This is a genomic window from Burkholderia sp. Cy-637 (assembly GCF_011753175.1).
In the GTDB taxonomy this organism is placed as follows: Bacteria; Pseudomonadota; Gammaproteobacteria; order Burkholderiales; family Burkholderiaceae; genus Burkholderia; species Burkholderia gladioli.
This window is the reverse complement of record NZ_VWWC01000013.1, coordinates 44645-70871: the sequence shown is the minus strand read 5'-3', so window position 1 is coordinate 70871 and position 26227 is coordinate 44645. Positions and strand designations below refer to the sequence as shown.

Genomic DNA, 26227 nt, shown 5'->3' with positions numbered 1-26227 from the left:
CAAGCGTCCTGTTGCCCGGATTTCTGCAAACTGCACGAATCGGGTTTCCCATGAAATCGACCCTTTCCTTCATTCGTCTCGGGCGCGATGCCGGCTTGCGCTCGAGCGCGCCGGATGCGAAACCGCGTTGCCCGATCAGGAGGCGCTCATGAACGGAAGTCAGCTCACCTTGTATGCCGCCAACCAGAGCCATCGCGTCAAGCACATGACGCTGGTCGAATGGATCCTCGACGAGGCCAGGCAGGCGAACATCGTCGGGGCCACGGTGGCCGAACTATCGGAGGCGGTGGACGCCAGCGGCAAGCTGCATGCCGCGCGTTTCTTCGAACTGGCGGACCAGCCGGTCACCGTCACCCTGATCGCCGAGGACGTGAGGATCGATGCCTTGCTCGAGCGCCTGAAGACCGAGGGCATTCGCCTGTTCTACACGCGCATGCCGATCGAGTACGGCTCGCTCGGAACGCAGGACAAATCGTGACCGGCGCGATGCCGGTGGCGTCGATCGCGGACTGAATCCTCGGCATCCCCGCCATGCCGTTGCCGGAAGCGGCGGCATTGCGGGGCGAGCGAATTGTCCGGTAAGATCGGAGCGCTTTTCGGAGATGGCATACCTCCCGTAACCGCCGCTTGCCAGCGGCTGATGATGCCTACGAGTTCCTGGGTGAGGGAGGTCGTAGGTCGTCCGCGAGGTGCCGCCATCGCCCAGGTTTGATGCTGCTTCAAACCTGGAAACCATGAAAAAGCTGAAATCCCTCGAGCAATTGGCCATGCTGCCCTACGTGGCGCGCTGGCTGCTCCTGTCCTGCCTGCTGGGTGCGCTTGCCGGCACCGCTTCCGCCGTCTTTCTCCATGCGCTCGATCGCGCCACCGACCTCCGCCTCGGCCGTCCCTGGCTGCTGTGGCTGCTGCCGTTCGCGGGTTTCGCGACCGGCTGGGTGTACCACCGCGTCGGCCAGTCGGTCGAGTCCGGCAACAACCTGCTGATCGACGAAATCCACGATCCGCAGAAGATCGTGCCCAAGCGCATGGCACCGCTGGTGCTGGTCGCCACCGTGGTGACCCACCTGTTCGGCGGCTCCGCCGGGCGGGAGGGCACCGCGGTCCAGATGGGCGGGGCGCTGGCCGACCGGATCACCGCGCATTTCGGGCTCGATCGCGAAGCGCGCCGCATCCTCCTGATGGGCGGGATCGCCGCCGGGTTCGCCTCGGTGTTCGGTACCCCGCTGGCCGGCGCGATCTTCGGCCTGGAGGTGCTGGCGATCGGCCGCCTGCGCTACGACGCGCTGCTGACCTGCATCGCCTCGTCGCTGGTGGCCGACCAGGTGTGCCTGGCCCGGGGCGTCCACCATACCGTCTACCGCATTCCCCTGATTCCTCCGCCGACGCTCCCCGGCATCGGCTCGGTGATCGTGGCCGGGATCGTGTTCGGCCTCGTCGGCATGCTGTTCGCCGATTCGACGCATGCGCTGTCGGCCTTCATCAAGCGCAAGGTCGCCTATGCGCCGGCGCGGCCGCTGCTGGGCGGCGCGGTGGTGGCGCTGGCGGCCGTCGCGCTCGATGTCCCGCAGTACCTCGGGCTCGGCATTCCCACCATCGTCCAGGCCTTCGACGGGCCGCTGCCCGCCTACGACTTCGCGGGCAAGTTCGCGTTCACGGTGGTCACGCTCGCCTCGGGCTTCAAGGGCGGGGAGGTGACGCCGCTGTTCTATATCGGCGCGACGCTGGGCAACGCGCTGGGGCATCTGCTGGCCCTGCCGATTCCGGTGCTGGCCGGCCTCGGTTTGGTCGCGGTATTCGCGGGCGCGGCCAACACGCCGATCGCGTCGACCATCATGGCCATCGAACTGTTCGGCGCCGACATTGCCGTGTATGCGGCGCTGGCCTGCGTGGTCGCCTACCTGTTCTCCGGGCACACCGGCATCTATCGCGCCCAGCGCGTCGACCACGCCAAGCATCCGTTGCTGCCCGCCGGCATGCGGCTGTCGGAGATACCCGCGCTACGACGCGCGCGTCGCGCCGCGGCCGCCGCTGCCACCTCCACCCAGTCCTGATCCCTGTACCCCTTTGTTCCATCTTCTTGTCCATCATGTCCAAACTGATTTCGCTGCGCCTGTACTTCCACCATGCCGAACGCGCCCATGCCCACCATGTCCCGAAGCGCTTCTGGCACCGTCTCGCGCGTCCCAGCCTGGCGCATCACCTGCTCGAGCGCGCCAAGCGGGCCGGCATCGAGCAGGCGGTGCTGCACCGCGTCCACGCGGGTTACCTGAACGGCGACCGGCTGCATCACGAACATGCCGAGCTGGTGCATCACCGCTTCCCGCATTGCATCGAACTGATCGACCTCGAGAGCAAGCTGCGCGAATTCTGGCGCACGCACGGTACCGGACTGAAGAACGTGCGCGCGGTGTTCCTGCCCTGCGAGGCGGCAACGCTCGAAGGATGACGAACCCGGCCACCAGGAGGCGCGACGATGTCTTGGGATTCGAAGCGGGAGCAGATGAGGGGGCAACTGGCGCTGGCGGCCTATGCGCTGGCCGTGAACGCCGTGCTGGCCTGGCTGCTGTCCTGCCTGGCGATGGCGATCCAGCCGGGCATGCAACGTTGGTGGTTCGCGGCGTTCGGCGCGGTGACGATGCCGATGGCGATGCGCTGGCTCAGCCTCGACGCGAGGCGGGCCTACGAGGCGGCCGCCTCGCGGCGCTACCTGGGCTTCGACGGCAGCCCGCCGCGGGTGGTCTCGATCGCCGACGATTGCCCGAGCCGCTGGCTCGTACTCCTGCATATCCGCATGCATCCCGAACTGCGCTCGCGCGAACCCTAGCCGACGGCGGCGCGCATGCCATATGCGTCGTCGGGCGCATTCAAAGGAGCGTCACAGATGTTCCAATCGATTCTCGCGGTGGCGGTCGGCGGCGCGCTGGGATCCTTGTTTCGCTGGTTCCTCGGGATCCGCCTCAATGCCTGGTATCCCGAGCTGCCGCTCGGCACGCTCGCGGCCAACGTGATTGCCGGCTACATCATCGGCGTCGCGCTGGCGGTGTTCGCGCGCATGCCGCAGATTCCACCGGAATGGCGCCTGTTCGTCACCACCGGGCTGATGGGCGGCCTGTCCACGTTCTCGACCTTCTCCGCCGAGGTGGTCGGCAACCTCCAGCGCGGGCGGATGGGCTGGGCACTGGCCGAGGTCGCGATCCATGTGTCGTCGTCGATCCTGATGACGATCCTGGGCTTCGCGACCATCGCGCTGATGTCGCGTGTCGCGCTTGCTTGATCGAGCGTGTCGCGACGGGCAGGGCGGCACGCGAACGGCGCGCTCCCTGCCCCGGCCTCATGCCACCGGCGCCGCCGGCGCCACCGACGCGCCGACGATGCCGTGCCGCGCCAGCGCCTCGGCGACGAAGCCGGAGGCCTTCATCGCCTCGACGAAGTCATGCAGGGCCCGCGCCGCGGCGGGGCCGCGGCGCCTGGGCAAGCCCATCGCCTGCCGGATCACCATGAAGCGCTCGTCGAGCAGGCGCAGGCCGGGCGTGGTGCTGGCATCGGCTTGCAGTTGCTGCCTGACGCCCGCCGCCACCTCCAGCCCCTGTTCTAGAAAGGTCTCGACGACCGTCGGCGAGGTGGGCGCGCGCACGATTCGCGCGTGCTTCAGGCTGCGCGTCAGGAACAGGTCGTAGGCGCTGCCCTGGCCGACCACCACGCGATGCCCGGCGGCATCCACGTCCTGGTTGCCGCGTATCGGCGAGGCGTCGCGCACCAGGTAATAACCTTCGATCAGGACATAGGGCTCGGTGAAGGCGATGGTTTCGCCGCGCAGCGGATCGATGGCGAAGAAACCGAAATCGGCGCGTTCCTCGCCGACGGCCTGCACCGACTTGCCTGCCGCATCGAACACCACCAGTTCCAGTTCGACGCCGAGGCGCTCGGCGAGGGCGCGCGCGAGGTCGACCGACACGCCGGCCGGCTCGCCCGCGGCGTCCTTGCCGGCGAGGATCGGGTTGCCGAGGTTGATGGAGGCACGCAGCCTGCCTTCGGGGGCGAAGGCCTGAAGCAAGGACGGATCGAATCTCATGGCGATGGAATCAGGTCGAGAGTGAAAGGGGGATGTCGTCTATCGAGGCGCGACGGCGCCGCCGGGACGCCGATGCCAGTCCAGCACCTCGGCGAGCGCGAGCGCGGAATGCGGGCCGAGCATCAGGCAATGCGGCGCATCGGCGAGCAGGCGATACGAGGCGCCGTAGAAGCGCGCGATCGCGGCGTCCTGGCCTTCGGGGTGGCGCGCCGGATCGTCGAGGCCGGCCGACACGACGTGCGTCTTGCGCGCGAGCGGCGCCGGATCGACGGCCAGGCCAAGCGTGTAGCGATCGTTCAGCGCGGCGGGACTTTCCCGGCCCAGCAGGCGATACCAGCGCTCGCTCCATGCCCGGGCCTGGCCGCCGAGATAGCGTTGCAGCGCGGGCTCGTAGGCAGGCGGCGCCACCGGTTCACCCGGCGCCACGCCGGCCACGCGAGCCGCGCCGGGCAGGTTGCCGGGCGGCGAGGGCGCGAGCAGCACGATGCCGGCGAACTCGATGCGTGCCGCCGCCCGCGCCACCGCCAGCGCGCCCAGGCTATGGCCGACCACGGTGAGGCCACGGCCCGGCAGCGAGGCGGCCTCGACGATCGCTTCGGCGTAATCGTCGATGGTCGTGGTCGGCGGCAGGGCCTCGTTCGCGAGGAAACCATGCCCGGCCAGGTCGAGGGCCGCCGAGGCGATGCCGATCTCGTCCAGGCATTGCATCCATGCCCCGAAGCACCAGGCGCCGTGGAATGCGCCATGCACGAACAACAGGCTCGGCTCACACACGTCGCCCGCATCGGCCACGTACAGCGCTCCCCCGGCGGCCAGCCGCCGTGCCGGCAGCGCGGCGACGAAATCCGGCGCGAAGCCTTCGTCGGGCATCGGCGGCAGTGACATGGAGGATCGCGTCATCGAAGCTCAGCCTGCCGCGCGCGCCGCATTCGCCTCGATCCCGGCCGCCGCGCCCGGGCGCAGCAGGACGGCCACGGCGAGCACGCTGGCCAGGGCGATCGCTCCCGCCAGCACGAAGGCGCTGAAGAAGGTATGGCTTTCCTGCACCAGGAAACCCGTCACGGCCGGGCCGACGATGCCCGCGCAGTTCGCGATCGAATGCACGCAGCCGCCGACGCTGCCGAGCTTCGGGCCGGGAATGGTGTCCTGGATCAGCGCCCAGTAGGTGCTGCCGCTCAGATACAGCGCGAACACGCCGACCGCCATCAGCAGCAGCGCGCCGAGCGTGGTGGTCACCGCGCCGGCCAGCGCCACGCAGATGCCGGCCGTGCCGAGGCAGACGATCAGCACCCACTTGCGCGCGCGCAGCGCATTGCCGGTGCGCCGGAAGATCCAGTCCGACAGCAGCCCGCTCAGGCCGTAGCCGATGAAGCCGAGCAGCCAGGGCAGCACCGTGGCCAGGCTCATGCTCTTCAGGCTCAGGTGCCGGTCCATGGTCAGGAAGCTCGGGAACCAGGTGAGGAAGAAGAACAGGATGTAGCTGTAGCCGAAGTAGGAGATCATCGCCGCGAGGATCGCCGGCTGCCGCAGGTAGGTGCCGAGCCGCTGCACGTCGGCCGGCGTCTCCGGCACGCTGCGATCCGATTCGATCAGCTCGCGCTCCTGCATCGAGACGCGCGGATGCTGCCGCGGCCGGTCGGTCGCCAGCCGATGCCAGAACAGCAGCCAGACCAGCCCGAAGCAGGCGATGCCGGCGAACGCGACGCGCCATCCATAGGCGGCGGTCATCAGCCCGACCACCGGCCCCGCCACCGCGCCGCCCAGCGGCAGCCCGCAGTTGGCGAAGCCGAAGGCGGTGGCCGATTCCCTGTGCGGAAACCAGTTGTTGACGATCTTGTTGATGGTGGTGGCCAGCGGCCCCTCGGCCATGCCGAACAGGGTGCGCACCGCCAGCAGCGAGCCGAAGCCGCTCGCCAGGCCGGTGGCGCCGCACAGCAGCGACCACAGCAGGATCGCGCCCGAGAACACGTTCTTGCCGCCCCAGCGGTCGGCCGCCCAGCCGCCGATGAAGTTGAAGGCCGCGTAGCCGATGAAGAAGGTCGAGAACACCAGCCCGAGATGCGCCGGCGAGATATGCAGCTCCTGCGCGACGGCGGGCGCCGCGACGGACAGCGCCGAGCGGTCCAGGTAGTTGATGAAGCCCGCGATGAACAGCAGCAAAACGATACGCCATCGGATCTTGGTCACATGCCGCTCCTTAGCTTGTCATGGAGGCACGGGCCGGGCTCGATGCCGGCTCCGCCGCCTGTCTCCCCTCGATGTGCCGCGGCCGGCTCAGGCCTCGCGACGGATGCCGGCGGCGGCTTCCAGCATCGCGCGCTGCGCCTCGCCGATATCGACGCCGTCGCGCATCTGCCGCTCGAGGCGCGCCAGCTCGATCTCGCCCGGCACCACCACCGGCGCGGCCGGGTCGGCCGCCGCCGAGCCGTGCAGGATCGCGGCGTAGTCGCCCATGCGCTGCGCCAGCCAGGCCCCGCTGCCCAGCATCCGCGTGTCGATCAGGATGAAGAAGTGGCCGAGGTCCTGCGGCTGGTCGGGCTCGTCCTCCCAGGACTTCACGTGCGTGAGGTAGGCCGCGCCCGACAACAGCCCGGCGAGCAGGTCGACCACCAGCGCCAGGCCATAACCCTTGTGGCCGCCGATCGGCAGCAGGAAGCCGTCGAGCGCCGCCTTCGGGTCGGTGGTCGGGCGGCCTTGCGCGTCGGTGGCCCAGTCGCCCGGGATCGACTCGCCGCGCTTGAGCGCGTTGCGGATCTTGGCGCGCGCCGCGACGCTGATCGCCATGTCCAGCATGAAGGGGCGGCCGCCCGGATTGGGCACGCCGAAGCCCACCGGGCTGTTGCCGAGCCGGGCGTCGGTGCCGCCCCAGGGCGCGATGGTGGTGGTGGCATTGCTGCCGATGATGCTGGCGAAACCCTGCTCGGCGGCCAGGTAGCTGTAGGGCGAGACCGGGCCGAAATGATTGCTGCCGCGCACCAGCACGCAGGCGATGCCCTGTTCGCGCGCCGCCTTCATGCCGAGCTGCAACGCGCGATAGCCGACCAGCGGGCCCACGCCGTTGTCGCCGTCGAGCCGGTGCAGCGCCGGGCCGACCTGTTCGGCGCGAATCTCGGGCCGGGCCTTGATGCCGCCGATGCGCAGGCGCGCGCCATAGGATTCGATGCGGCTGGTGCCGTGGGTGCGCAGCCCGAACAGGTCGGCCAGCACCAGGATGGTGGCGACATCGCTTGCATCGTCGCGCGCCAGGCCGAGCGCGCACAGCGCCTCGATCGTCAGGTCGGTCAGTTCGGCCTTGCCGAGGATGCCGCTGGAAGTGATGGCTTGGGTCATGGAATGCGTCGTCTCCTGGATCGCGAATCGGAATGTCGGGCGGCGCCGCGATGGGCCGCTCCTGTTCCGTTCATGATGTGGCCGAGGCGATTACCGTGACAAACGCATTTTTTCGTTCGATTGATGCGCGAAACGCGCGAATCGAAGCCCGCCGCGCCGGCCCGCGCGGCGCTCGTTTCAGGCTGCCGGGCGGGGTTTGGCGCGGCGACGCGGCGCTTCGCGCGGATGCACCAGCATGTCGAAGAAGTGCTGCGCGGCCACCCCCAGCGGCCGGTTCTTGCGGCGGATCACGCCGAGCGTGCGAACCACGGCCGGCTCGGTCACCGGCACGCTGACCAGCGCGCGATGACGGTCGCGCGGCAGCGCCAGCCTGGGCACGATGCCGATCCCGAGCCCCGCCTCGATCATGCTCACCAGCGCCGGCACGTGCTGCACCTCGCAGAACCAGTTGGGCTGGCGCACCGAGCTGGCCAGGGCGTGGTCGATCAGGGTGCGGTTGCCGCTGCCTTGCGCGAGCAGCATGTAGTCCGGCTGCGCGGCCAGCTCGGCCCAGCTCACCGAGCGCTTGCGCGCCAGCGGATGATCGCGCTGGCAGGCCAGCACGAACGGGTCCTGCAGGATCGGCGTGAACTCGATATCGGGCTCCTGGGTGCCGATGTAGGTGAGCCCGAAATCGGCCTCGCCGCGCGCCACCGAGAGAAACACCACCGAGGAGTTCTCGTCGATCAGCCGCACGCGGATGCCGGGGTAGGCGTGGTGATAGCGCTTGACCGTATCGGGCAGGAAGAAGCTGACCGCGGACGGCACGCAGGCGATGGTGACCAGGCCCGTCAGGCGCCGCCCCAGGTCCTCCATGCCGAACAGCGAGCTCTCGAGCTCGGTCAGCACGTTGCGCGCCTTGTCGATGAAGGCGCGGCCCGCCACGGTCAGCTCCATCCGGCGCGTGGTGCGCTCGAACAGCTTCACGCCGAGCGCCGATTCGAGCTTCTCGACGCGCCGCGACAGGGCGGAAGGCGAGAGGTGCAGCGAATCGGCCGCGGCGCGGAAGCTGCCGAAATCGGCGGAGGCGACGAAGGCGCGAAGGTCGGAGAGGTCGAAGTTCATGGATGGGGCAGGCTGGGATCACGACGCGGCACGCGCAGGGCGGGCGCGCCGGTTTCCCGTGCGCCGCGATCGCGCCGCCTCAGGCTTCCTTCGGCGAGGGGCTGGCGTGCAGCGCGGCCTTGGCGCGCCGGAGCTTCTCCAGCATCACCGAATCCTGGCGCAGCGACACGCCGATCGAGATCGCGTCGATCACGCACAGCTGCACGATCCGCGACACGCCCGGCGTGTTCGGGTCGACCGTGCCGGGCATGTGCAGGATCACCGGGATGTCGACCAGCGCGACCAGCGGGGCGCCCGCATTGGTGAGGGCGATGGTGGTGGCGCCGCGCTTGCGGGCGATCTTGATGCTGTCGTTGACTTCGGGGCTGCGCCCCGCATGCGAGATCGCGAACACCACGTCGCCCGGCTCGGCCAGCCCCGCGTGCAGGCGCTGCAGATGGCCGTCGGCGAAGGCGCTGGTCGGGATGTCCAGGCGCAGGAAGCGCAGCATGGCGTCCTGGATCGCCAGCCCGGAACCCGAGCCCACGCCGAGGAAGATCAGCCGCCGCGCGCTGGAGATGGCCCGGATCGCGGCCTCCAGCTCGACGGTCTGGATCGTGTCGCAGGCCTGCTGGATGCCCGAGATGGTGGTGTGGAAGATCTTCTCGACCAGGGTGGCGGTGGTGTCGTCGCGCTCGATCGAGGCCTGCGAATAGGACAGGCCGCCCGACAGGCTCTGCGCCAGCTTCACCTTGAAATCGCGCAGCCCGTCGGTGCCGACCGCGCGGCAGAAGCGCGTGACCGACGGCTCCGATACGTTGGCGCGCTGGGCCAATTCCGTGATGCTGGCATGCAGCGCGAAATCGACATCGTCCAGCACCAGCTCGGCGACCTTTTGCTCGGCCGGGCGCAGCTCGCCGAGCAGTTTGCGGATGTGCGGAATCAGGTTGAGTTGTGACACGGTGTTCGCTGGGCGCGGTTCGTTACGGAACGGCGGGAAGCGGCGGGCCCGAGGTGAGGATCGAGCGGCCCGCCGCCTTGCGCATCGAACCGATGGATGGGCTGAAGCGGCAATTCTAAACCCAGTTCAAGTCCCGGCCCGCCGCCTGCTCCACCGGGCGGCGGCAGGCAGGCCGCCGGGCCGGTAGCGGGTCGAAACCATGGCTGGGCTGCCGGGCTAGTCGTTCAGGACATCGGCATGCGGCGCGGCCCAGATCTGATTGACCTGGTTGGCCGTGCAGGCATACAGGTCGAGCGGCGTGCCGGGTTTGCCGAGCGTGCCGTCCACCACGCCGCGATAGATGTCGAGGCAGGTCCCGTCGGCGGCCGCCGCGAGCTGGCCATTGCGCCGGTAGCTGAATTGCTGCTTCGTGTCCTGCGCATTGCAGCTGGCGAGCGTGGCCCACTGGCCGGCAGCGCCGCCGAGCGTGGCGCCGGGCGCCGTCGAGCTCAGGCACAGACCGGTGCCCGCCAGCTCCACGGTGCGATCGGCCTTGCGGCTCCAGCGCTGCTTCGGTCCCGCGTCGCAGTTGGCGAGGGCGAGCGCCGCGCCGGGCGCCGCGCTGCCGGCGGCGATGCACAACGGCGTCGCGCCCCAGTCGCCGACCGTCTCGATCTCGCCGGTCGGCGCCCAGCCGCCGCATGTGCCGCTCAGTTTCAGCATCGCGTTGTCATGGGCGCCGATCGTCAGGGGCACCTGCGCGGCGAGCTGCGAGCCCGAATGCGCCCACAGATCGCGCACCGCCAGCGTGCAGGGCGTGCCGTCCGCGCCGTTGCGGTAGCCCAGGTTCGCGAACGACAGCGTCGGGCTGGCCGACGCGGCGCCCTTGTTCAGCACCACCACGGCCAGCGCATGGTCGGCGAGCGGTTTCGCCACCACCTCGATGCCGGCGCTGCTCGAGGGATCGTCGCGCGAGACGCGGTAGCCGCCGATGCCGAGCCGGTCCTGGTCGACCGCGACGACCTCGGCGTTGTTCAGCGTGGCGAGCGACTGCTGCCAGCGGGGATCGGCCGGATTGGCCGCGAACTTGCGAACGTCGGTGCTGAGGATGAGCGGGGCGGCCATCGCCGACCAGAGCGCCATCTGGCTGCGCTCCTCGGCCGGCGTGAGCCCGTTGTCGCCGATCAGGAGCTGGTCGGGATCGTTCCAGTTGCCCGGCGACACGTAGCGCGACAGCGCGATCGTCTCGTTGTAGCTCTGATAGACGCCTTCCTGGTAGGCATTGGCGTTGTAGTAGTCCCATGGATCGCTGGCCGCCTGGCCGCCCGCGGTCATCGAGGTGGTCCGGATGTCCGGGCCGGTGCGCCACATCTGGCCGAGCGGCCGCACCCAGTCCAGCGTGGCGTACTTGGCGGACCCGGTGGGCCCGTAGCCGGCCGGCGCGGATTCGTTGAACAGGATCTTGCGCGCCGAACCGGCGCTGGCCTGGCCCAGCGCATCGGCCATCTGCTTGAAGAGCTGCTGCGGGGTGGCATTGTCGATCGCGCCGCAATTGTCGAGCTTCAGGGCATCCACGCCCCAGGCCACGTAGGTCTGCGCGTCCTGCAGCTGATGGCCCTGTTCGCCGGCCGCCACGCCCTGGCAGGTCTTCGCGCCGGAGGTGTTGTACAGGGCGGCGAGCATGCCCTTGGCATGGACCGCGCTCGCGTAGGCGCCCAGGTCGGGATCGAAGCCGGGCTGCTGGGAGCCGCCCCAGCGCGCGGCGCCCTGGATCTGCCCGCTGCCGCTGCGCGACATCCAGCAATCGTCGACCCACAGCAGGGTATAGCCCGACGCGACCAGCCCCGTCGCGCGCATCGCCTCGGCCTGGTCGAGCATGAAATGCTGGAACGAGTAATTGGCGCGCGCGCTGCCGTCGGTGGGCGCCTGGGCCGTGCACTGGAAGCGGGCCCAGTTGTTGAAGCCCATCGGCGGGGTCGCCGCCAGCGGCGTGCTGGTATTGGCGGCCACGGTATCGGCGTGGGCCGGCAGGTTCAGGCAGAGCGGCAAGGCGAGCAGCGCGCTCGATGCGAGGCGCGGTAAGCGGGTACGCATGCGATTCTCCTCGGGAACGGAGCGAGGCCGGCGCCAGGATTGGCCGTGACGCGCTCCGGTTGCACAGCGGAACGAAGGGGCAAGCTGTTGCCGAATTGCGGCTTCCCCCGGGATGGATGTGGATTCCTAATCAATCGATGCCGAAGCGGGATCCGTGCTCCGGGTTCGGGCCGCCGCCTGGAAATCGGCGGCCCGAACCTGTCAATTGAGGCGCTGCCCGCTGTCCGCGTCGAACAGGTGCATGTGCTCGGGCGGCAATTCGAGGCCCAGCTCGATGCCGGGCCTGTCGATGGTCCGGTCGCGGGTGGTCAGGCACCAGGTCGCATCGGCCAGCTTGCCGTACACGTGGGTTTCCGCTCCGGTCGGCTCCACCACGTCGACCGACAGGCGCAGCGCGCGCTCGCCGTTCGACCAGGCGATCTCCTCCGGGCGCACGCCGAGCGTGACGCGCTTGCCCGCGAGCGCGCCCGGCAGGTCGGCGGGCAGCGGCACGCGCGTGCCGTCGGCGAGCCGCAGCGTGGGGAGATCCCGCGCAGCCTCGACCGTGCCGTCCACGAAATTCATCGCCGGCGAACCGAGGAAGCCGGCGACGAAGCGGTTGGCGGGGCGATCGTAGAGCGCCAGCGGCGCGCCGATCTGCTCGATGCGTCCGGCATTCATCACCACGATGCGGTCGGCCATGGTCATCGCCTCGACCTGGTCGTGCGTGACATAGACCACCGTGTTGCGCAGCCGCTGGTGCAGCGCCTTGATCTCGGTGCGCATCTGCACGCGCAGCTTGGCGTCGAGATTCGACAGCGGCTCGTCGAACAGGAACAGCGCGGGTTCGCGCACGATCGCGCGCCCCATCGCGACGCGCTGCCGTTGGCCGCCCGACAACGCGCGCGGCAGGCGATCGAGATAGTCGGACAGGTTCAGCATCCTGGCCGCCGCGCGGATCCTCGGTTCGTAGTCCTGCCGGGCTTCCTTGCGGATCCTCGGGCCGAACGCGATGTTCTCGTGCACGCTCAGGTGGGGATACAGCGCGTAGCTCTGGAACACCATTGACACGTTGCGCCGCTGGGGCGACAACTCGTTGGCGCGCGTGCCGCCGATCCGCAGCTCACCGTCGCTGATGTCCTCGAGGCCGGCGATCATCCGCATCAGGGTGCTCTTGCCGCAGCCGGACGGCCCGACCAGGACCACGAATTCGCCGTCGTCGATATGCAGGTCGATGCCGTGCACCACCTGCGCCGCGCCGTAGCGCTTGGAGAGGCCTTGCAACTGGACTTCCGCCATGTCTTTTCCTTTCGAGCCCTGGCCCGGGTGGGGTGTCAGAACGATTCGAGCGTGAGTTCGGCCGCCATCAGCCGGTTGCCGGCGAGCAGGCCGCCGTCGACCGGCAGCATCACGCCGGTGATCATCCTCGCCTGCTCCGAGGCGAGGAACAGCACGGCATCGGCGATATCGTCCGGGTTCGGGAAGTCGCCCAGCGGATACCACTTGCGCAGCTTCTCGAGCACGGCCGGATCCTTGGCGATGCGCGCCTCCCAGGCCTGCGTCTTGACGGTGCCCGGACAGACGATATTGGCGCGGATGCCGAACTGGCCGAACTCGGTCGCGAGCGCCCGGGTATAGCTGACGAGCCCGGCTTTCGCCGCGCTGTAGGCGGGATGCCCGAGGCTGGTGGCGCCGTTCACGGAGCCGATCACCACGATGTTGCCGCGCCGGCGCTCGATCATCGAGGCGCGCACGGCTTCCACCGAGTAGTAGGTGCCGTTCAGGTTGAGGTCGATATCGCGGCGCCAGTCGGCATCGCGCGTGCTGGCGAGCGAGCCGGCGACGGCAGCTCCCGCGTTGGCGACCAGGATCCCGACCGGGCCCGCCTCGCGCACCGCCGCGTCGACGGCGGCACGCACGGCTTCGCCGTCGGTGAGATCGGCGACCACCGGGCGCACGCCGGGGAGGGCGGCCAGCGCGGCGCCATCGCGATCGAGCGCGAGCACGGTATCGCCTTGCTCGACGAAGCGGCGACACAGCACGCGACCGATTCCGCCGCAGGCGCCGGTGACCAGAGCGACATGATTCATGGGATTGTTTCTCCGAGGTTTGGAATGCATGGGCGCTGCGCCCCGATCTCGTCCCGATGCTTCGCAGTTCGTGAAAATTATATACACGAGCATCGGCGCCGTTGCTTATGGATTGCCCCAGGTTTTCCTGGATGAGCAGAATATAAGCGGAAAACACCGGAAAAAAAATCTCAACGGGCTCGTGACATTTTTATTTTTGCTATGTAGGATTTTTACAAGGACGGACATCGAGAGCCGTCCATCACATCATGACGAGGGGTGCCCCATGCGATTTTCCCGGTCGACCATCACGAGACTCTGCGGGTTCGCCGCCGGCGCGCTGGCCGTCTGCCTGGCGAGCCAGGCGGTGCGGGCCGACACCGTGCGAGTCACGGTCGCGCACTACAGCGACGCCACCGCGCCGTACTTCGAGAAGATGGCGCGCGGCTTCGAGCAGGCCAACCCGGGCACCACCATCAAGATCGAGGACGTCAACTGGGACACCCTGCAGCAGAAGCTGCAGACCGATATTTCCGGCGGCGCCAATGCCGACCTGGCGATCGTCGGCACGCGCTGGCTGCCGGACTTCGTGCGCGACGAGCTGACCGAGCCGCTCGACGGCTACATGAACGCGGCGTTCCGCGACCGCTTCATCGGCTCGCTGCTCGCGCCCGGCGAAGTGGGCGGCAAGCTGTACGGGCTGCCGATCGCGGGATCGGCACGCGCGCTGTACTACAACAAGACCCTGCTCGCGAAAGTCGGTTATCCGAACGGACCGGCCAGCTGGGACGACGTGGTGGCCGCCGCGAGGAAGCTGAAGGCCCAGGGCATCGCGGGCTTCGGCCTGCAGGGCAAGGAGATCGAGACCGACGTGTATTTCTATTACGCGCTCTGGTCGTACGGCGGCGAGGTGGTCGGCAAGGACGGCAAGGCGGCCTTCAACGGCCCCGCCGGCATCAAGGCCGCCCAGCTCTACCGCTCGATGATCGATGCCGGCCTGACCGAGCCGGGCGTGACCGGCTACAACCGCGAGGACGTGCAGAACCTGTTCAAGCAGGGGCGCGTCGCGATGGTGATCTCGGCGCCGTTTCTCGCCCGGCAACTGAACAAGGAGGTGCCGAACCTGAAGTACGGCATCACCGGGATCCCCGTCGGCACCGTGCACGCGACCTATGCGGTGACGGACTCGATCGTGATGTTCCGCAATTCGAAGGTGAAGAAGAGCGCGTGGAAGTTCCTCGACTACCTGTTCACCAAGGGCCCGCGCGTGGAGTTCACGCGCACCGAGGGTTTCCTGCCCACCACCAAGGCCGAGGCGGCCGACCCCGCGCTGGGCGATGCGGATACCCGGGCCTTCGTCGCGCTGCTGCCGAGCGCGCATTTCGCGCCCACCATATCCGGCTGGGAAGACACCGCCCGGGCGGTCACGAACGCGGTGCAGGCGATCTACCTGGGACGCGCGCAACCGGCCGCCGCGCTGAACGCAGCGGCCAGCGAGGCGAACCATGCGCTCGGACACTGATGCGCGCGCCGCGGGGCTGGCTTCGGGCGAGGCGGTGCTCACGCGCCGCGCGCCGGTGAGGCGCCGGGGCGGCAGGGCCATGCCGCGCTCCACGCTGCCCTGGCTGCTGATCGTGCCGAGCCTGTTGCTGGCGCTGCTGATCATCTCCTATCCGGTCTTCAACATCGTCTACCAGTCGCTGCATGAGGTCTCGCGCTTCGGCACGGTTCGCGGCTTCAGCGGGCTCGACAATTTCCGCGCCGTGTTCGCCGATCCGGTCTTCATCGGCTCGCTGTGGCGCACCGTGTACTGGACCGCCTGCGTGGTCGGCGGGACCGTGCTGGTCTCGGTGCCGGTGGCGCTGGTGCTGAACCAGGATTTCCACGGGCGCGGCCTGGCGCGCACCATCGTGATGCTGCCGTGGTCGGTCTCGCTGACCATGACCGCGGTGGTCTGGCGCTGGGCCTTCAACGACGACTACGGCATGGTCAACGTCACGCTGCAGCGCCTGCACCTGATCGGCGCGCCGCTGCACTGGCTCGCCACGCCCGGGCTGGCCTTCACCGCGGAAATCCTGGTCGGCATCCTGGTCTCGATCCCGTTTACGGTGACGATCCTGCTCGGCGGGCTGTCCTCCATCCCGGCCGACATCTACGAGGCCGCGCAGATCGACGGCGCCGGCGCCTGGCAGCGTTTCCGGCGCCTGACGCTGCCGCTGCTGCGGCCGTTCATCAACATGGCGATCCTGCTGAACGTGATCTACGTGTTCAATTCCTTCCCGATCATCTGGGTGATGACGCAGGGCGGCCCCGACGAGAGCACCCATATCCTGGTCACCTACCTCTACGAGCTGGGCTTCCGCCTCGGCCACCCGGGGCAGGCGGCGGCGGTGTCGCTGATCATGCTGGCGATCCTGTTGCTGTTCTCGATGATCTACCTGCGCATCCAGCCGAAGCACGAGGAGGCCGCATGAACGCCAAGGGCAAGCGCACGCTGTGGTGCTGGCTGGTCCTGTCGCCGCTGGTGATCGTGATCCTGTTCCCGTTCGCGGTGATGCTGTTCACCGCGCTCAAGCCGGCCGACGAGGTGTTCGTCTACCCGGCGCGCTGGCTGCCGAACCACTGGCGCTGGCAGAACTTCGTCGACATGTGGCAGGCCGCCAACTTCGGCGTGGCGCTGCGCAACAGCCTGGTGATCAGCTTCCTGTCCACCGCGCTGGCGCTCGCGGTCAGCCTGCCCGCCGCCTACGCGCTGGCGCGCCTGCCGTTTCGCGGGCGCGGCGCCTATCGGCAGTTCCTGCTGCTCACCCAGATGCTCTCGCCGATCCTGCTGGTGGTCGGGCTGTTCCGGCTCGCCGCGATGATTCCCTACGGCGACGGCAACCTGGTCGACTCGAAGATCGGCGTGATCGTCTCGTACGCGGCGTTCAACATCGCCTTCGCGGTCTGGATGCTGTCCTCGTACTTCGAGACGGTGCCGCGCGATCTCGAGGAATCGGCCTGGCTGGAGGGTTGCGGGCGCGGCGCGGCGGTGCTCAAGGTGTTCCTCCCCCTGACCGTGCCGGCGATGGTGGTGGCCGCGATCTTCACCTTCATCAATGCCTGGAACGAGTTCGCCGTGGTCTACACGCTGATCCGCTCGCCCGAGAACAAGACGCTGACCGTGCAGGTAACCGACATGGTGGCCGGCAAGTACGTGGTCGAGTGGCAACTGGTGATGGCGGCGACGTTGTGCGCCACGCTGCCGGTGTCGATCGTGTTCGCCTGGCTGCAGCGCTTCATGGTCAAGGGCCTGGCGATGGGGGCCGTGAAATGACAGGCCCGGCGGAAAGCCGCCGGCGCGCCGCGAAGCCCGGCGCCAGGCCGATGCTGCTGGTCGGCAGCTATGCCGAGGGTGGCGACGACGGGATCCACGTCTACCGGTTCGATACGGCATCGGGCGCGCTCGAGCGCGTCTTCGCGATCCCCGCGGCGAATCCGTCCTATCTGGTTGCGAGCCGCGACGGCCGCCATGTCTATGCGGTCAACGAACTGCCGGGCGGCGGCGCCTCGCCCGGCATCGCCACCGTGACGGGGATGGTCAGCGCCTACGCGTTCGACGCCACGAGCGGCACGCTCACGCTGCTCGATCGCGTGTCCTCGCATGGCCAGGATCCGTGCCACCTGAGCCTGTCGCCGGACGGTCGCCACCTGGCGCTCGCCAATTACTCGGTCGCCGCCGATCCGGGCGGCAGCGTGACGGTCCTGCCGATCACCGCCGACGGCCGGTTCGGTGCCGGCGCGGCGAGCGTGCGCCTCAAGGGCAGCGGCCCGGTAAGCGGGCGGCAGGACAGCGCGCACGCGCATTCGGTGGTGTTCGCGCCGGACGGCCGTCATCTGTTCGCGCTCGATCTCGGCGCCGACCGGATCCTTCGCTGGCGCTTCCAGGGCGAGGCGCCGGACAAGCCCGCGCAGCTGGTCGATCCTGTCTGGCTGCAGGTCCGGCCCGGTTCCGGGCCGCGGCATCTGCGCTTCGGCCCGGAGGGGCGTTTTGCGTACGTGATGAACGAGCTGGACGCGAGCATCGATGTCTATCGCCATCACGACGGCCTGCTGAGCCTGGCCCAGCATGTGCCGATGACGGAGCCCGGCTTCGGCGGCGGCGTGGCCGGCTCGGCGCTGCACTTCTCGCCGGACCGGCGCTTCCTGTATGCCAGCAACCGCGGCGATGCCGACCAGATCCTCGTCTACGCGGTCGATCCTGCCAGCGGAATGCTGAAGGAGGCAGGGCGCCAATCCTGCCTCGGCAGGACGCCCCGGGAGTTCGCGATCGATCCGGGCGGCGGCTGGCTGATCGTCGGCAACCAGGGAAGCGACGCGTTGCGCGTCTTTCGCCGCGACCAGGAATCGGGACGGCTCGATCCCGAACCCGGCAAGGTCACGATCGGCAGGCCGGCGGGTTTCGCGTTCGTGTCGTCCGGGTAGATTTTTTCGCCGTTTCACTTAGTTTTGCTAATAAAAAATAACGAATCGGATGGGCTGGATCCCGGGCCGATCGCGTCACGGCCTTGAATAACAAGACTGGCGGCAACCACATCGCCGCCGATATCACGAGGGCAGGTATGGCTACGAGTCGAAGAAACTTCCTGGCATTGACGAGCTTGATGCCGGTGCTGGCCGCATGCGGTGGCGGCGATGATGGAAACGACGGCGGCGCGACACCGTTATCGGCCGGATCGACGGGAAGCGCGTCGTCATCGGCCGCCGCGATCGAGCCGCGGCCGAGCGTGCGCGCACGGCACACCTTCTCGTTCAGCAGCGACGGCGCGCAATTCCTGCTGGACAAGCAGGCATTCCAGATCCGCAGCGGCGAGATGCATCCCGCGCGCATCCCGGTCGAATACTGGCGTCATCGCATCCGCATGGCCAAGGCGATGGGGATGAACACCATCGCGCTCTACATCATGTGGAATTACCACGAGTCCGAACCCGGAGTATTCGACTTCCAGACCGACAACCGCGATATCGTCGCCTTCATCCGGCTCTGCCAGGACGAGGACATGTGGGTGCTGCTGCGCCCGGGGCCCTATGTCTGCGGCGAGTGGGACCTCGGCGGCCTGCCGTCCTACCTGCTGCGCTACTCCGATATCCAGCTGCGGGTCGATTCGGCCACCGACGCGCGCTACATGGCGGCCGTCTCGCGCTACATCGCGCGCCTGGTGCCGATGATCGCGCCGCTGCTGGTGTCCAGCGGCGGCCCGATCCTGATGATCCAGATCGAGAACGAGTTCGGCTCCTACGCGAGCGATCCGGCCTACATGGAGGAGGTTCGCCAGCTCTGGGTGCAGGGCGGGATCAACGGGCCGTTCTATACCGAGGATGGCCTGACGCAACTCGAGCAGAACCAGTCCAACGTGAAGGGCGGCGCGATCGCGCTCAGCGACGGCACCGCCGACGGCATCGCCGCGGCCCGCGCGCGTTATCCCGACGTGCCGGCGATGGCGGGCGAGGTGTACCCCGGCTGGCTCACGCACTGGGGCGATCCGGTGCTGCAGGGCACCGCCACCGACATCTCGGCCACACTGGACGCCCTGATGAGCCGGAAGCTGTCCTTCAACCTGTACGTGATCCACGGCGGCACCAGCTTCGGTTTCTTCTCCGGGGCGAACACCGATACGGGCAGCGGCGAGTATCAGCCGGACATCACCAGCTACGACTACGCCGCGCCGATCAGCGAGCAGGGCGTGGCCACCGAGCACTACACGCGCTACCGCAAGCTGATCGGCGGCTATCTTCGCGCGCCGCTGCCCGCCGTGCCCGATCCGGTGCCGACCCTGGCGCGCACCGACACGATCACGCCCGCGCCGTTCGCCTCCTTGTGGGACAACCTGCCGGCCGCCTTGCCGGCGGCCTCGACCGAGCGGCCCCAGCCCTTCGAGATGTACGGCCAGGCATTCGGCCTGGCGCTCTACCGCAAGACCTTGCCGGCCTACGCCGGCGGCGTGCTGACGGTCAGCGAGGTGCACGACTACGCGACGGTCTTCGTCGGCGGGCAGTATGCCGGCGGCATCTCCCGCGCGGCGCTGCCGGCCGACTACGCACGCAGCTTCAATCTCACGCATCACCAACCGCTGAGCCTGCCGGCCGGCCCGGCGAATTCGCCGGCGCCGGTCCTCGACCTGCTGGTCGAGGGCATGGGCCGGGTGAACTACGGCCATGCGATGGTCGATCGCAAGGGCATCCTCGAGTCGGTCTCGCTGCAATCCGGCGGCGGCAGCCAGGAACTGCTGGGCTGGGAGGTTCGCCTGCTGCCGCTCGACGCCGGGTTCCTGGCCGGCTTGCGGCCCGTCGTCAGCGACTCGCGCCGCGGCGGCCTGTTCTTCAGGACGACGTTCCAGCTCGACGCGAGCGCCGATACCTATCTCGACATGAGCCGCTGGACCAAGGGCCATGTCTGGGTCAACGGCCGCCATCTGGGGCGCTACTGGGCGATCGGGCCGCAGCACCGGCTCTATTGCCCGGCGCCCTGGCTGCGCCAGGGCAGCAACGAGGTGCTGGTGTTCGACCTGCACCAGACCGACAGCCAGCCGATCGCGTTTGCCGCCACGCTGGCCTGAGCACCCCGGCTGCCGGCCGCGGCCGGCGCTGGTTCGATCCGTTTCCAATCGAGAGGGAAATCCATCATGAAATCGATGCAAGGCCGGCTCGCGACGATCGCCGGCACCAGCCTGTTGTGCATGGCCGCGAGCGCCCAGACGGCGAGTTTCAGCGTAGGCCCGTCGGTGGCCGCGAGTCCGGTGTCGGATAGTCCGAACTCGCTGTTCATCGATCGCGACGGCAGCTTCTATGCGCAGAACGCGCTCTCGCAATACGACGACAATCCCGACAACCATTACTGGAAGTTCTACAGCGGCGCCGATGTCGACAATCTGAGCGAGGCCAGGGCCCATTCGCAGTACGACACGCGCGTGCTCTGCAACGACCGGAACCCGGTCGCGATCGCGCTGTTCGGGCAGCCCGTGACATCGCGCACCGGGTATACGCAGGCCGACTACTGCGACCTGGTCGGCGTGTGGGTGGATCCCGATTCGGGCAATTGGTACGGTGTGGTCCATAACGAACTGTTCGGCAACGATCCACGCGTCGACGCCATCTCGTACGCAATTTCCACCGACCAGGGCGCGAACTGGACGCTCCAGGACCCGATCCTGAGCTCGCCCTACGGCCGCGGCGACCCAAAGACGCCGTATTACTACTACGGCGACGGCGACCCGCGCCTCTACGTGGACAACGTGGGCGGCTATTTCTACATCTTCTATACGAGCCGCATCCAGGGGCAGAACGGCAATCCGGGCGGCTTCGACAACTACATGTGGGCACACGCGGCGCGCGCGCCGATCAAGGACAAGATGAAGCCCGCGTCGTGGCAGAAGTTCTACGCCGGAAAGTGGCAGCAGGTGCCCGGCACGAACTGGACCTGCGATGCCGCCACGGCCGCCGCCACGCCCTGCACGACGGCGCCGGTGTCCAGTTCGCTCGAATCCAACATCGCGGGACCGACCAGCGATCTCGCCGCGCAAGGCGGGCCGGCCGCCGACGGGACCGGCAGCGAGCGCTTCGTGCCACCGGCGCAAGGGGCGGGCGACCTGCTGTCCGCCGGCTACACGAACGGCACGATGCGCGTCATGAACGTGGCTTGGAACCTGTATCTGCAGAAGTACGTCGCCGTGGCCGAGGATCGCGCGATCACGAAGCCCGGCACGCGCGATTTCGACTACAACGGCCCCGCGTCGACCCTGAAGTTCTACGTCTCCGACGACCTGGCGACGCAGCAGTGGCGCTTCGCCGGCAGCGTGCCGTACCAGACCGCCTCCTGGTATCGCTGGTTCACCGACAGCGTCTCGAAGACCGCCTCCGACACGCTGGGCAATCGCTTCCGCACGTATTGCGTGTACGGCAAATGCCAGACCTACGGCGCGGAATATGCCGACGTGACGATCACGCCTGACGCGAGCCGCGATGCGGCGTCGCTCGCTTACGCCGATGCGGGCGGCATGCGCCTCGCCGTCAAGTCGGCCCCGGTGCAGGCCTACGTCGTGCATCCCGGCAACGGCGGCACCAACCTGCCCGCCGCGGCCTCGGGCGCCTGGACCTTGGGCGCGCTCGGCGACGGTTTCTTCACGCTGCAACTGGGCGGCCGCTATCTCGGGGTGGGGAACGGCAATGCGGGAAGAGCCTGGGGCGCGGCACCGATCTGGTCGTCCTCGGCCGGCGGCGCGCAGCAGCAGTGGTACTTCCAGAAGATCGGCAGCGGCGGCTCGGGCGGCTATCGCATCGTCAATCGCTACAGCGGCCTGGCGCTGAACGTGTCGGGCACGGCGCTGACATCGGACCTGGCCGGCGTGAGCACGGTGCCGATCCGCAACTGGGATGCCGCCGCCGGCGCATCGATCCCGGTCTGGCCGCAGGCGGGGCAGGCCTTGCGGCTGGTTGCGCGCTAGGCTTGCGATTGGCCTGCGCCATGCTTCCCGGCGCAGGCCCGATCGCTGCTGCCGTTACCTGCCGGCCGCGGACGACCGGGAGAACGGCGAGACCAGGCTCGACGCGGCGGTCGAACGGCGTTCGCTCAGGACTTGCGAGAGAAACAGCGCTTGCGGGTAAACCGACTTGATGAAGTCGACATACTGCGAGGTCCGCGCGCCGGTGGACAGGCTATCGCTGCCGCCGTTGGTGTCGGCGATGATGGTCCAGATACCGCTATGCAATTGCCACCACGCCGATCCGCTGTCGCCCGACGCGGTCCGGGTCCAGGCGTCGATGCCCTTGGACGGGTCTCGGCCGACCGATGTCTTGAACGCTGCGCCGATCCCGTGATCGTTTTCGAAGATCGACGAAATCGTCGCCGCCCCGGCGGCGCGGCGCGGGCCCGACTTCGGGAAATAACCGCCGTTCGAGCCGCCGGTGCCGGTTCCCCAGGAGCCATAACCGGCAAACCAGACTTCCTTGTTCAATTCGCCTTCGTTATCCGACAGGTCGTAAAGAACCGGGCGTGCCACCTTGCTGCCATTTTGATCGAGAATATCCGCGATCTTGGGCAATTGAATCAATGCAATGTCGGTGGAAGCGCCGCCGAAACCCGGCGTATTGGAAAAACGATATGGCCCGGTGGTATATGAGCCTTGACCCGAAGCGATGGTTCGCTCTTTCCAGTCGGTGAACTTGAAATTGCCCTTGCCCGTTTGCTGGGTCCCCTCGGTGCAATGCGCGGCCGTGAGCAGGAATACCGACTTGCCGTCCGCGGAATCGCCGAGCCAGGTGGCCGTGCAGGCGCCCCCGGGCGTGTCCAGGTGCCCGGCGGAAAGGAACTGCGGCGCATAGCTCTGTACGCGCTGGGGTTCCAGCGCCGTGGCGATGGTGCCCGGAATGTCCTTCAGGTTGCCGCCGTTCGCGGTAAATACGTCGTCGCTGATGACAATTGCCTGCGCCTGGGAAAGCGAGAGAAAACCCAGGGTTGCCAGTGTGAGCTTGGGAATATTCACAATAAATTCTCCGAATTGATAATTGCGAAGACTTCGCCAATGGAATTGGCGAACGCAATCTATCACGGGATATCGTGAATGTAATTCTTCGTAAAAATCGACATCAATTAATTAATTTATTATCGAGCCTTTGATAATTCGATCATTGCGGGGCATATCAGGCGTGGCCGCCATGCCGGGCCGCCACCGGCCAAACCCCCATCGCCACCTCGATCATCCGCTCCAGCACCTCGCGCCCGGCCCCCGCCTGGGGCAAGCCCAGCACCGCCTGGAACACGCCGAGGAAGTGCCAGGCCAGCGCCTCCACGTCCGTCTCGGCCGGCAGTTCGCCGCCGGCCACCGCCTCGTTCAGCAAAGCCATCAGCACCTCGCGCTGCCGCCGCGCGCCGTCGAGCGCGGCTTCCTGCCCGGCCGGCGGCAGGTCCACGCGCTCGGCGCAACTGCGCGTCACCAGGCAGCCCGGCGGGCGCTGCGCGGATGCCACCGGCAGCATGCCGCGCAGCAGCGTCTCCAGCTTCTCGCGCGCCGTGCTTCCCTCGGCCGAATTCATGCGGCGCAGCACGCGCTCGGTATAGGTGGCCAGCGCGACCTGGAACAGGCCGTCCTTGTCGCGAAAGCGCTGGTAGAGACTCGAGCGCGACAGGCCCGTCGCCTCGGTCAGGTCGCTGATCGAGGCCGCCGCGTAACCATGGCGCCAGAACACCTGGATCGCCGCGTCGATGACCACGGCCTCGTCGTATTGGGGCTTGCCGCTCATGAGCTTCTCTTTCGTGATGGGGAAGGCGCCGCGTGGCGCATCCGCTAGATGGATCGATCGTTCCATCATATAGCGAAACGATGACGATCGCCGCGCGCCGCTCAGGCCGCCGACAGCACGCGCACGATCTCCTTCCACAGATGATTGCCGGCGGGCGGCAACCGCCGGCCCGCGCGTGTGATCACGTAGCGGTCGAAGCCGCGCGCGATCGGGTGGTTGAGCGGAATCGCGCGCACCTCGCCGCGCGCGATCTCGCGGCTGGCGGCGCGCCGCGTCATGAAGGCGATGCCGAGCCCCTCGGCGGCCAGCAGCAGGGTGGTCGAGAAACGATCGCAGCGGAATCTGGGCGTCAGCACCAGCCGCTCGGCATCGAGCATCGCGTCGAGATGCTGTTGCACCGCGAACTGCGGCTCCAGGAACACCAGGTCCTGGTCCGCCAGATCGCCGATCGCGATCGTGTTGCGCCGCGCCAGGCGATGCCCGCGCGGCACGATCGCGCACAGCGGATCGCTCTGGATGCGCCGCATCTGCAAGGCCGGGTCGCGCTGCAGGCCGACCGCGAGGCAGATGTCGACCTGGTCCTCGCGCACCAGGCGGATCAACTCCGAGAGCGGCGCGCTGCGCAATTCCAGCGTGATGTCGGGAAAGCGCTGGCTGAAGGGCTTGAGCACGCCGCCGACGAATTCGGCCACGAAGCCCTCGGCGATGCCGATCGTCAAGCGCCCGCGCCGCAGCGCGCGATAGTCCTGCAACTGTTGCCGGAAGCGCCGCGCATTGCGTTCGCGCTCGCGATGGTAGTCGACCATCGCCAGGCCGACCTCGGTCAGCGCCACCGAGCGGCCCTTGCGCGATACCAGCGGCAGGTGCAGTTGGCGCTGCAGCAGCGCGATCTGGCGGCTGACCGTGGAGACGTTGACGTCGAGCGAATCGGCCGCGCCGCGCATGCTGCCGTGGGTGGCGACGGCCTCGAGATAGGCGAGGGTGCGTTCGCTGATGAGCGGATCGTCGTCGAGCAAGGCGGCTCCGTCTGTTGCAGGAAAAGCAACATACTCGCATGTGACGGCACCGCCTTCAAGGCGAGGCCGCGCGCATAATCGCGGCTCGTACCGCCGACAAGGCCATCATTTTCCGCCCGCAAGAGGCCGCTCATGAACCGACTGTTCTCCAGCCTGACCGAACTCGAACCGCTCGACGAGGACATGCGCTACCTGCGCCACGCGCTGCACCGCCAGCCCGAGCTGGCCTTCGCCGAGGAGGAAACGGCGCGCGAGGTGGCCGCGCGCCTGCGCGACTACGGCTACGAGGTGCATACCGGGATCGCCGGCACCGGCGTGGTGGGGGTGTTGCGCGCGGGCGGCGGCACGCGCTCGATCGGCCTGCGCGCCGACCTCGACGCCTTGCCGATCACCGAGGAAAACGGCTTCGCGCACGCGAGCTGCGTGCCGGGGCGCATGCACGCCTGCGGCCACGACGGCCATACCGCCATGCTGATGGGCGCGGCCCGGCACCTGGCGCGAACGCGTCGCTTCGACGGCACGCTGAACCTGATCTTCCAGCCGGCCGAGGAACGCGGCTACGACAGCGGCGCGAAGCGCATGATCGAGGCGGGACTGTTCGAGCGCTTCCCCTGCGATGCGGTGTTCGGCATGCACAATCATCCGGGCCAGCCGCAAGGCCGGCTGATGTTCCGCGCCGGCGATTTCATGGCGGCCGGCGATCGCGTCTTCATCACCATCGAGGGCAAGGGCGGCCACGCCGCGCGCCCGCACCAGACGCACGATCCGGTGGTGGCGGCCGCCGCGATCGTCACCGCCTTGCAGACGGTGGTGGCGCGCAACGTCGATCCCTCGCGCGCGGCGGTGGTCACGGTGGGCATGCTCAATGGCGGCCACGCGCCGAACGTGATCCCGCATCGCGTGCAGATGAGCCTGAGCGTGCGCTCCTTCGATGCCGACACGCGCGCGCTGCTGCGCCGGCGCATCGAGACCCTGGTTTCGATGCAGGCGGCCAGCTTCGAGGTGGAGGCGAAGATCGACTATGTCGAGGGCTACCCGGTGGTCCACAACCACGCGGCCGAGACCGCCTTCGCGATCGAGGTGGCGAGGGAGGTGGTGGGCGAGGCGAACGTCGAGGCCAACATGGAGCCGCTGATGGGCAGCGAGGATTTCGCCTACCTGTTGCAGGCCCGGCCCGGCTGCTTCCTGCGCATCGGCAACGGCCCCGCGACGGGCGGCCGTGTGCTGCACAGCCCGACCTACGATTTCAACGACGACAACCTGGTGGTGGGCGCCGCGTACTGGTCGCGGCTGGTCGAGCGCTATCTCGACCCCGCGCGCGCCTGAGCCGCGCGTCTCGGCAGGCCTGGTGGCGGCCAGGAGGAACGCG

General features: G+C 68.4%; 24 protein-coding genes and 1 riboswitch. Of the genes, 12 read left to right on the top strand and 12 right to left on the bottom strand.

Annotated elements, in window-relative coordinates; genetic code table 11:
- Positions 1 to 148: 148 nt before the first annotated feature.
- From F3J10_RS06500 to crcB, 5 genes are all read left to right on the top strand, one after another.
- Positions 149 to 478 (top strand): DUF190 domain-containing protein, encoded by a 330-nt coding sequence (locus F3J10_RS06500; RefSeq protein ID WP_166913460.1) that lies wholly within the window; start codon positions 149 to 151, stop codon positions 476 to 478.
- A gap of 111 nt (positions 479 to 589) precedes the next feature.
- Positions 590 to 657: riboswitch (Fluoride riboswitch) on the top strand.
- A 77-nt stretch (positions 658 to 734) separates the two neighbouring features.
- Positions 735 to 2051, top strand: coding sequence for a voltage-gated chloride channel family protein (locus tag F3J10_RS06495; protein WP_167241708.1), 1317 nt, complete (start codon positions 735 to 737; stop codon positions 2049 to 2051).
- Positions 2052 to 2086: 35 nt separating this feature from the next.
- Complete coding sequence (locus F3J10_RS06490; RefSeq protein WP_166913458.1) at positions 2087 to 2446, top strand: DUF190 domain-containing protein; 360 nt, start codon at positions 2087 to 2089, stop codon at positions 2444 to 2446.
- A 27-nt stretch (positions 2447 to 2473) separates the two neighbouring features.
- Positions 2474 to 2824 (top strand): hypothetical protein, encoded by a 351-nt coding sequence (locus F3J10_RS06485; RefSeq protein ID WP_167230752.1) that lies wholly within the window; start codon positions 2474 to 2476, stop codon positions 2822 to 2824.
- A 57-nt stretch (positions 2825 to 2881) separates the two neighbouring features.
- Positions 2882 to 3274, top strand: coding sequence for a fluoride efflux transporter CrcB (gene crcB / locus F3J10_RS06480; RefSeq protein ID WP_166913456.1), 393 nt, complete (start codon positions 2882 to 2884; stop codon positions 3272 to 3274).
- Between the two features lie 57 nt (positions 3275 to 3331).
- Here the strand turns inward: crcB and F3J10_RS06475 are convergent, their stop codons facing one another.
- From F3J10_RS06475 to F3J10_RS06435, 9 genes are all read right to left on the bottom strand, one after another.
- Entirely contained in the window at positions 3332 to 4072 is a 741-nt protein-coding gene (locus tag F3J10_RS06475) for an ABC transporter substrate-binding protein (RefSeq protein WP_166913455.1), read from the bottom strand.
- A 39-nt stretch (positions 4073 to 4111) separates the two neighbouring features.
- The gene (locus F3J10_RS06470) at positions 4112 to 4957 is read right to left on the bottom strand and encodes an alpha/beta hydrolase (protein WP_167241707.1); all 846 of its coding nucleotides are present in this window, start codon (positions 4955 to 4957) and stop codon (positions 4112 to 4114) included.
- A 21-nt stretch (positions 4958 to 4978) separates the two neighbouring features.
- Entirely contained in the window at positions 4979 to 6259 is a 1281-nt protein-coding gene (locus F3J10_RS06465; protein WP_025098393.1) for an MFS transporter, read from the bottom strand.
- Positions 6260 to 6346: 87 nt separating this feature from the next.
- The gene (locus tag F3J10_RS06460) at positions 6347 to 7402 is read right to left on the bottom strand and encodes an Ldh family oxidoreductase (RefSeq protein WP_167230761.1); all 1056 of its coding nucleotides are present in this window, start codon (positions 7400 to 7402) and stop codon (positions 6347 to 6349) included.
- Positions 7403 to 7579: 177 nt separating this feature from the next.
- Positions 7580 to 8506, bottom strand: coding sequence for a LysR family transcriptional regulator (locus F3J10_RS06455; protein WP_047837537.1), 927 nt, complete (start codon positions 8504 to 8506; stop codon positions 7580 to 7582).
- A 79-nt stretch (positions 8507 to 8585) separates the two neighbouring features.
- The gene (locus tag F3J10_RS06450) at positions 8586 to 9446 is read right to left on the bottom strand and encodes an SIS domain-containing protein (protein ID WP_025098396.1); all 861 of its coding nucleotides are present in this window, start codon (positions 9444 to 9446) and stop codon (positions 8586 to 8588) included.
- Between the two features lie 216 nt (positions 9447 to 9662).
- Positions 9663 to 11519 carry an alpha-galactosidase gene (locus F3J10_RS06445; RefSeq protein WP_166913452.1) on the bottom strand — a complete coding sequence of 619 codons (1857 nt, stop codon included), beginning with the start codon at positions 11517 to 11519 and terminating at the stop codon, positions 9663 to 9665.
- 201 nt (positions 11520 to 11720) lie between these two features.
- Positions 11721 to 12797 (bottom strand): sn-glycerol-3-phosphate ABC transporter ATP-binding protein UgpC, encoded by a 1077-nt coding sequence (gene ugpC / locus F3J10_RS06440; protein WP_166913451.1) that lies wholly within the window; start codon positions 12795 to 12797, stop codon positions 11721 to 11723.
- A 35-nt stretch (positions 12798 to 12832) separates the two neighbouring features.
- Positions 12833 to 13588 (bottom strand): SDR family oxidoreductase, encoded by a 756-nt coding sequence (locus F3J10_RS06435; RefSeq protein ID WP_167241706.1) that lies wholly within the window; start codon positions 13586 to 13588, stop codon positions 12833 to 12835.
- Between the two features lie 265 nt (positions 13589 to 13853).
- Between F3J10_RS06435 and F3J10_RS06430 the strand changes: the two genes are divergently transcribed.
- From F3J10_RS06430 to F3J10_RS06405, 6 genes are all read left to right on the top strand, one after another.
- Positions 13854 to 15089, top strand: a complete 1236-nt coding sequence (locus tag F3J10_RS06430; RefSeq protein ID WP_046579248.1) for a sugar ABC transporter substrate-binding protein — start codon at positions 13854 to 13856, stop codon at positions 15087 to 15089.
- A 79-nt stretch (positions 15090 to 15168) separates the two neighbouring features.
- On the top strand, positions 15169 to 16041 hold the full coding sequence (locus F3J10_RS06425; protein WP_167241717.1) for a sugar ABC transporter permease: 873 nt from the start codon (positions 15169 to 15171) through the stop codon (positions 16039 to 16041).
- Positions 16038 to 16883 carry a carbohydrate ABC transporter permease gene (locus F3J10_RS06420; RefSeq protein WP_025098402.1) on the top strand — a complete coding sequence of 282 codons (846 nt, stop codon included), beginning with the start codon at positions 16038 to 16040 and terminating at the stop codon, positions 16881 to 16883. The genes F3J10_RS06425 and F3J10_RS06420 overlap by 4 nt, the downstream gene beginning before the upstream one ends.
- Positions 16880 to 18031 carry a lactonase family protein gene (locus F3J10_RS06415; protein WP_167241705.1) on the top strand — a complete coding sequence of 384 codons (1152 nt, stop codon included), beginning with the start codon at positions 16880 to 16882 and terminating at the stop codon, positions 18029 to 18031. The genes F3J10_RS06420 and F3J10_RS06415 overlap by 4 nt, the downstream gene beginning before the upstream one ends.
- 137 nt (positions 18032 to 18168) lie before the next feature.
- Entirely contained in the window at positions 18169 to 20163 is a 1995-nt protein-coding gene (locus F3J10_RS06410) for a beta-galactosidase (protein WP_240155411.1), read from the top strand.
- A 66-nt stretch (positions 20164 to 20229) separates the two neighbouring features.
- On the top strand, positions 20230 to 22047 hold the full coding sequence (locus tag F3J10_RS06405; protein ID WP_167241704.1) for an RICIN domain-containing protein: 1818 nt from the start codon (positions 20230 to 20232) through the stop codon (positions 22045 to 22047).
- A 54-nt stretch (positions 22048 to 22101) separates the two neighbouring features.
- Here the strand turns inward: F3J10_RS06405 and F3J10_RS06400 are convergent, their stop codons facing one another.
- The 3 genes from F3J10_RS06400 to F3J10_RS06390 form a co-directional block, all read right to left on the bottom strand.
- Positions 22102 to 23085, bottom strand: coding sequence for a hypothetical protein (locus tag F3J10_RS06400; protein ID WP_167241702.1), 984 nt, complete (start codon positions 23083 to 23085; stop codon positions 22102 to 22104).
- A gap of 157 nt (positions 23086 to 23242) precedes the next feature.
- Entirely contained in the window at positions 23243 to 23842 is a 600-nt protein-coding gene (locus F3J10_RS06395; protein WP_167230776.1) for a TetR/AcrR family transcriptional regulator, read from the bottom strand.
- A 101-nt stretch (positions 23843 to 23943) separates the two neighbouring features.
- Positions 23944 to 24858: a LysR family transcriptional regulator gene (locus F3J10_RS06390; RefSeq protein ID WP_167241700.1), complete on the bottom strand. Its 915-nt coding sequence runs from the start codon at positions 24856 to 24858 to the stop codon at positions 23944 to 23946.
- A gap of 132 nt (positions 24859 to 24990) precedes the next feature.
- On the opposite strand from F3J10_RS06390, the gene F3J10_RS06385 reads away from it, so the two are divergent.
- On the top strand, positions 24991 to 26184 hold the full coding sequence (locus F3J10_RS06385) for a M20 aminoacylase family protein (RefSeq protein WP_167241697.1): 1194 nt from the start codon (positions 24991 to 24993) through the stop codon (positions 26182 to 26184).
- Positions 26185 to 26227: the final 43 nt, after the last annotated feature.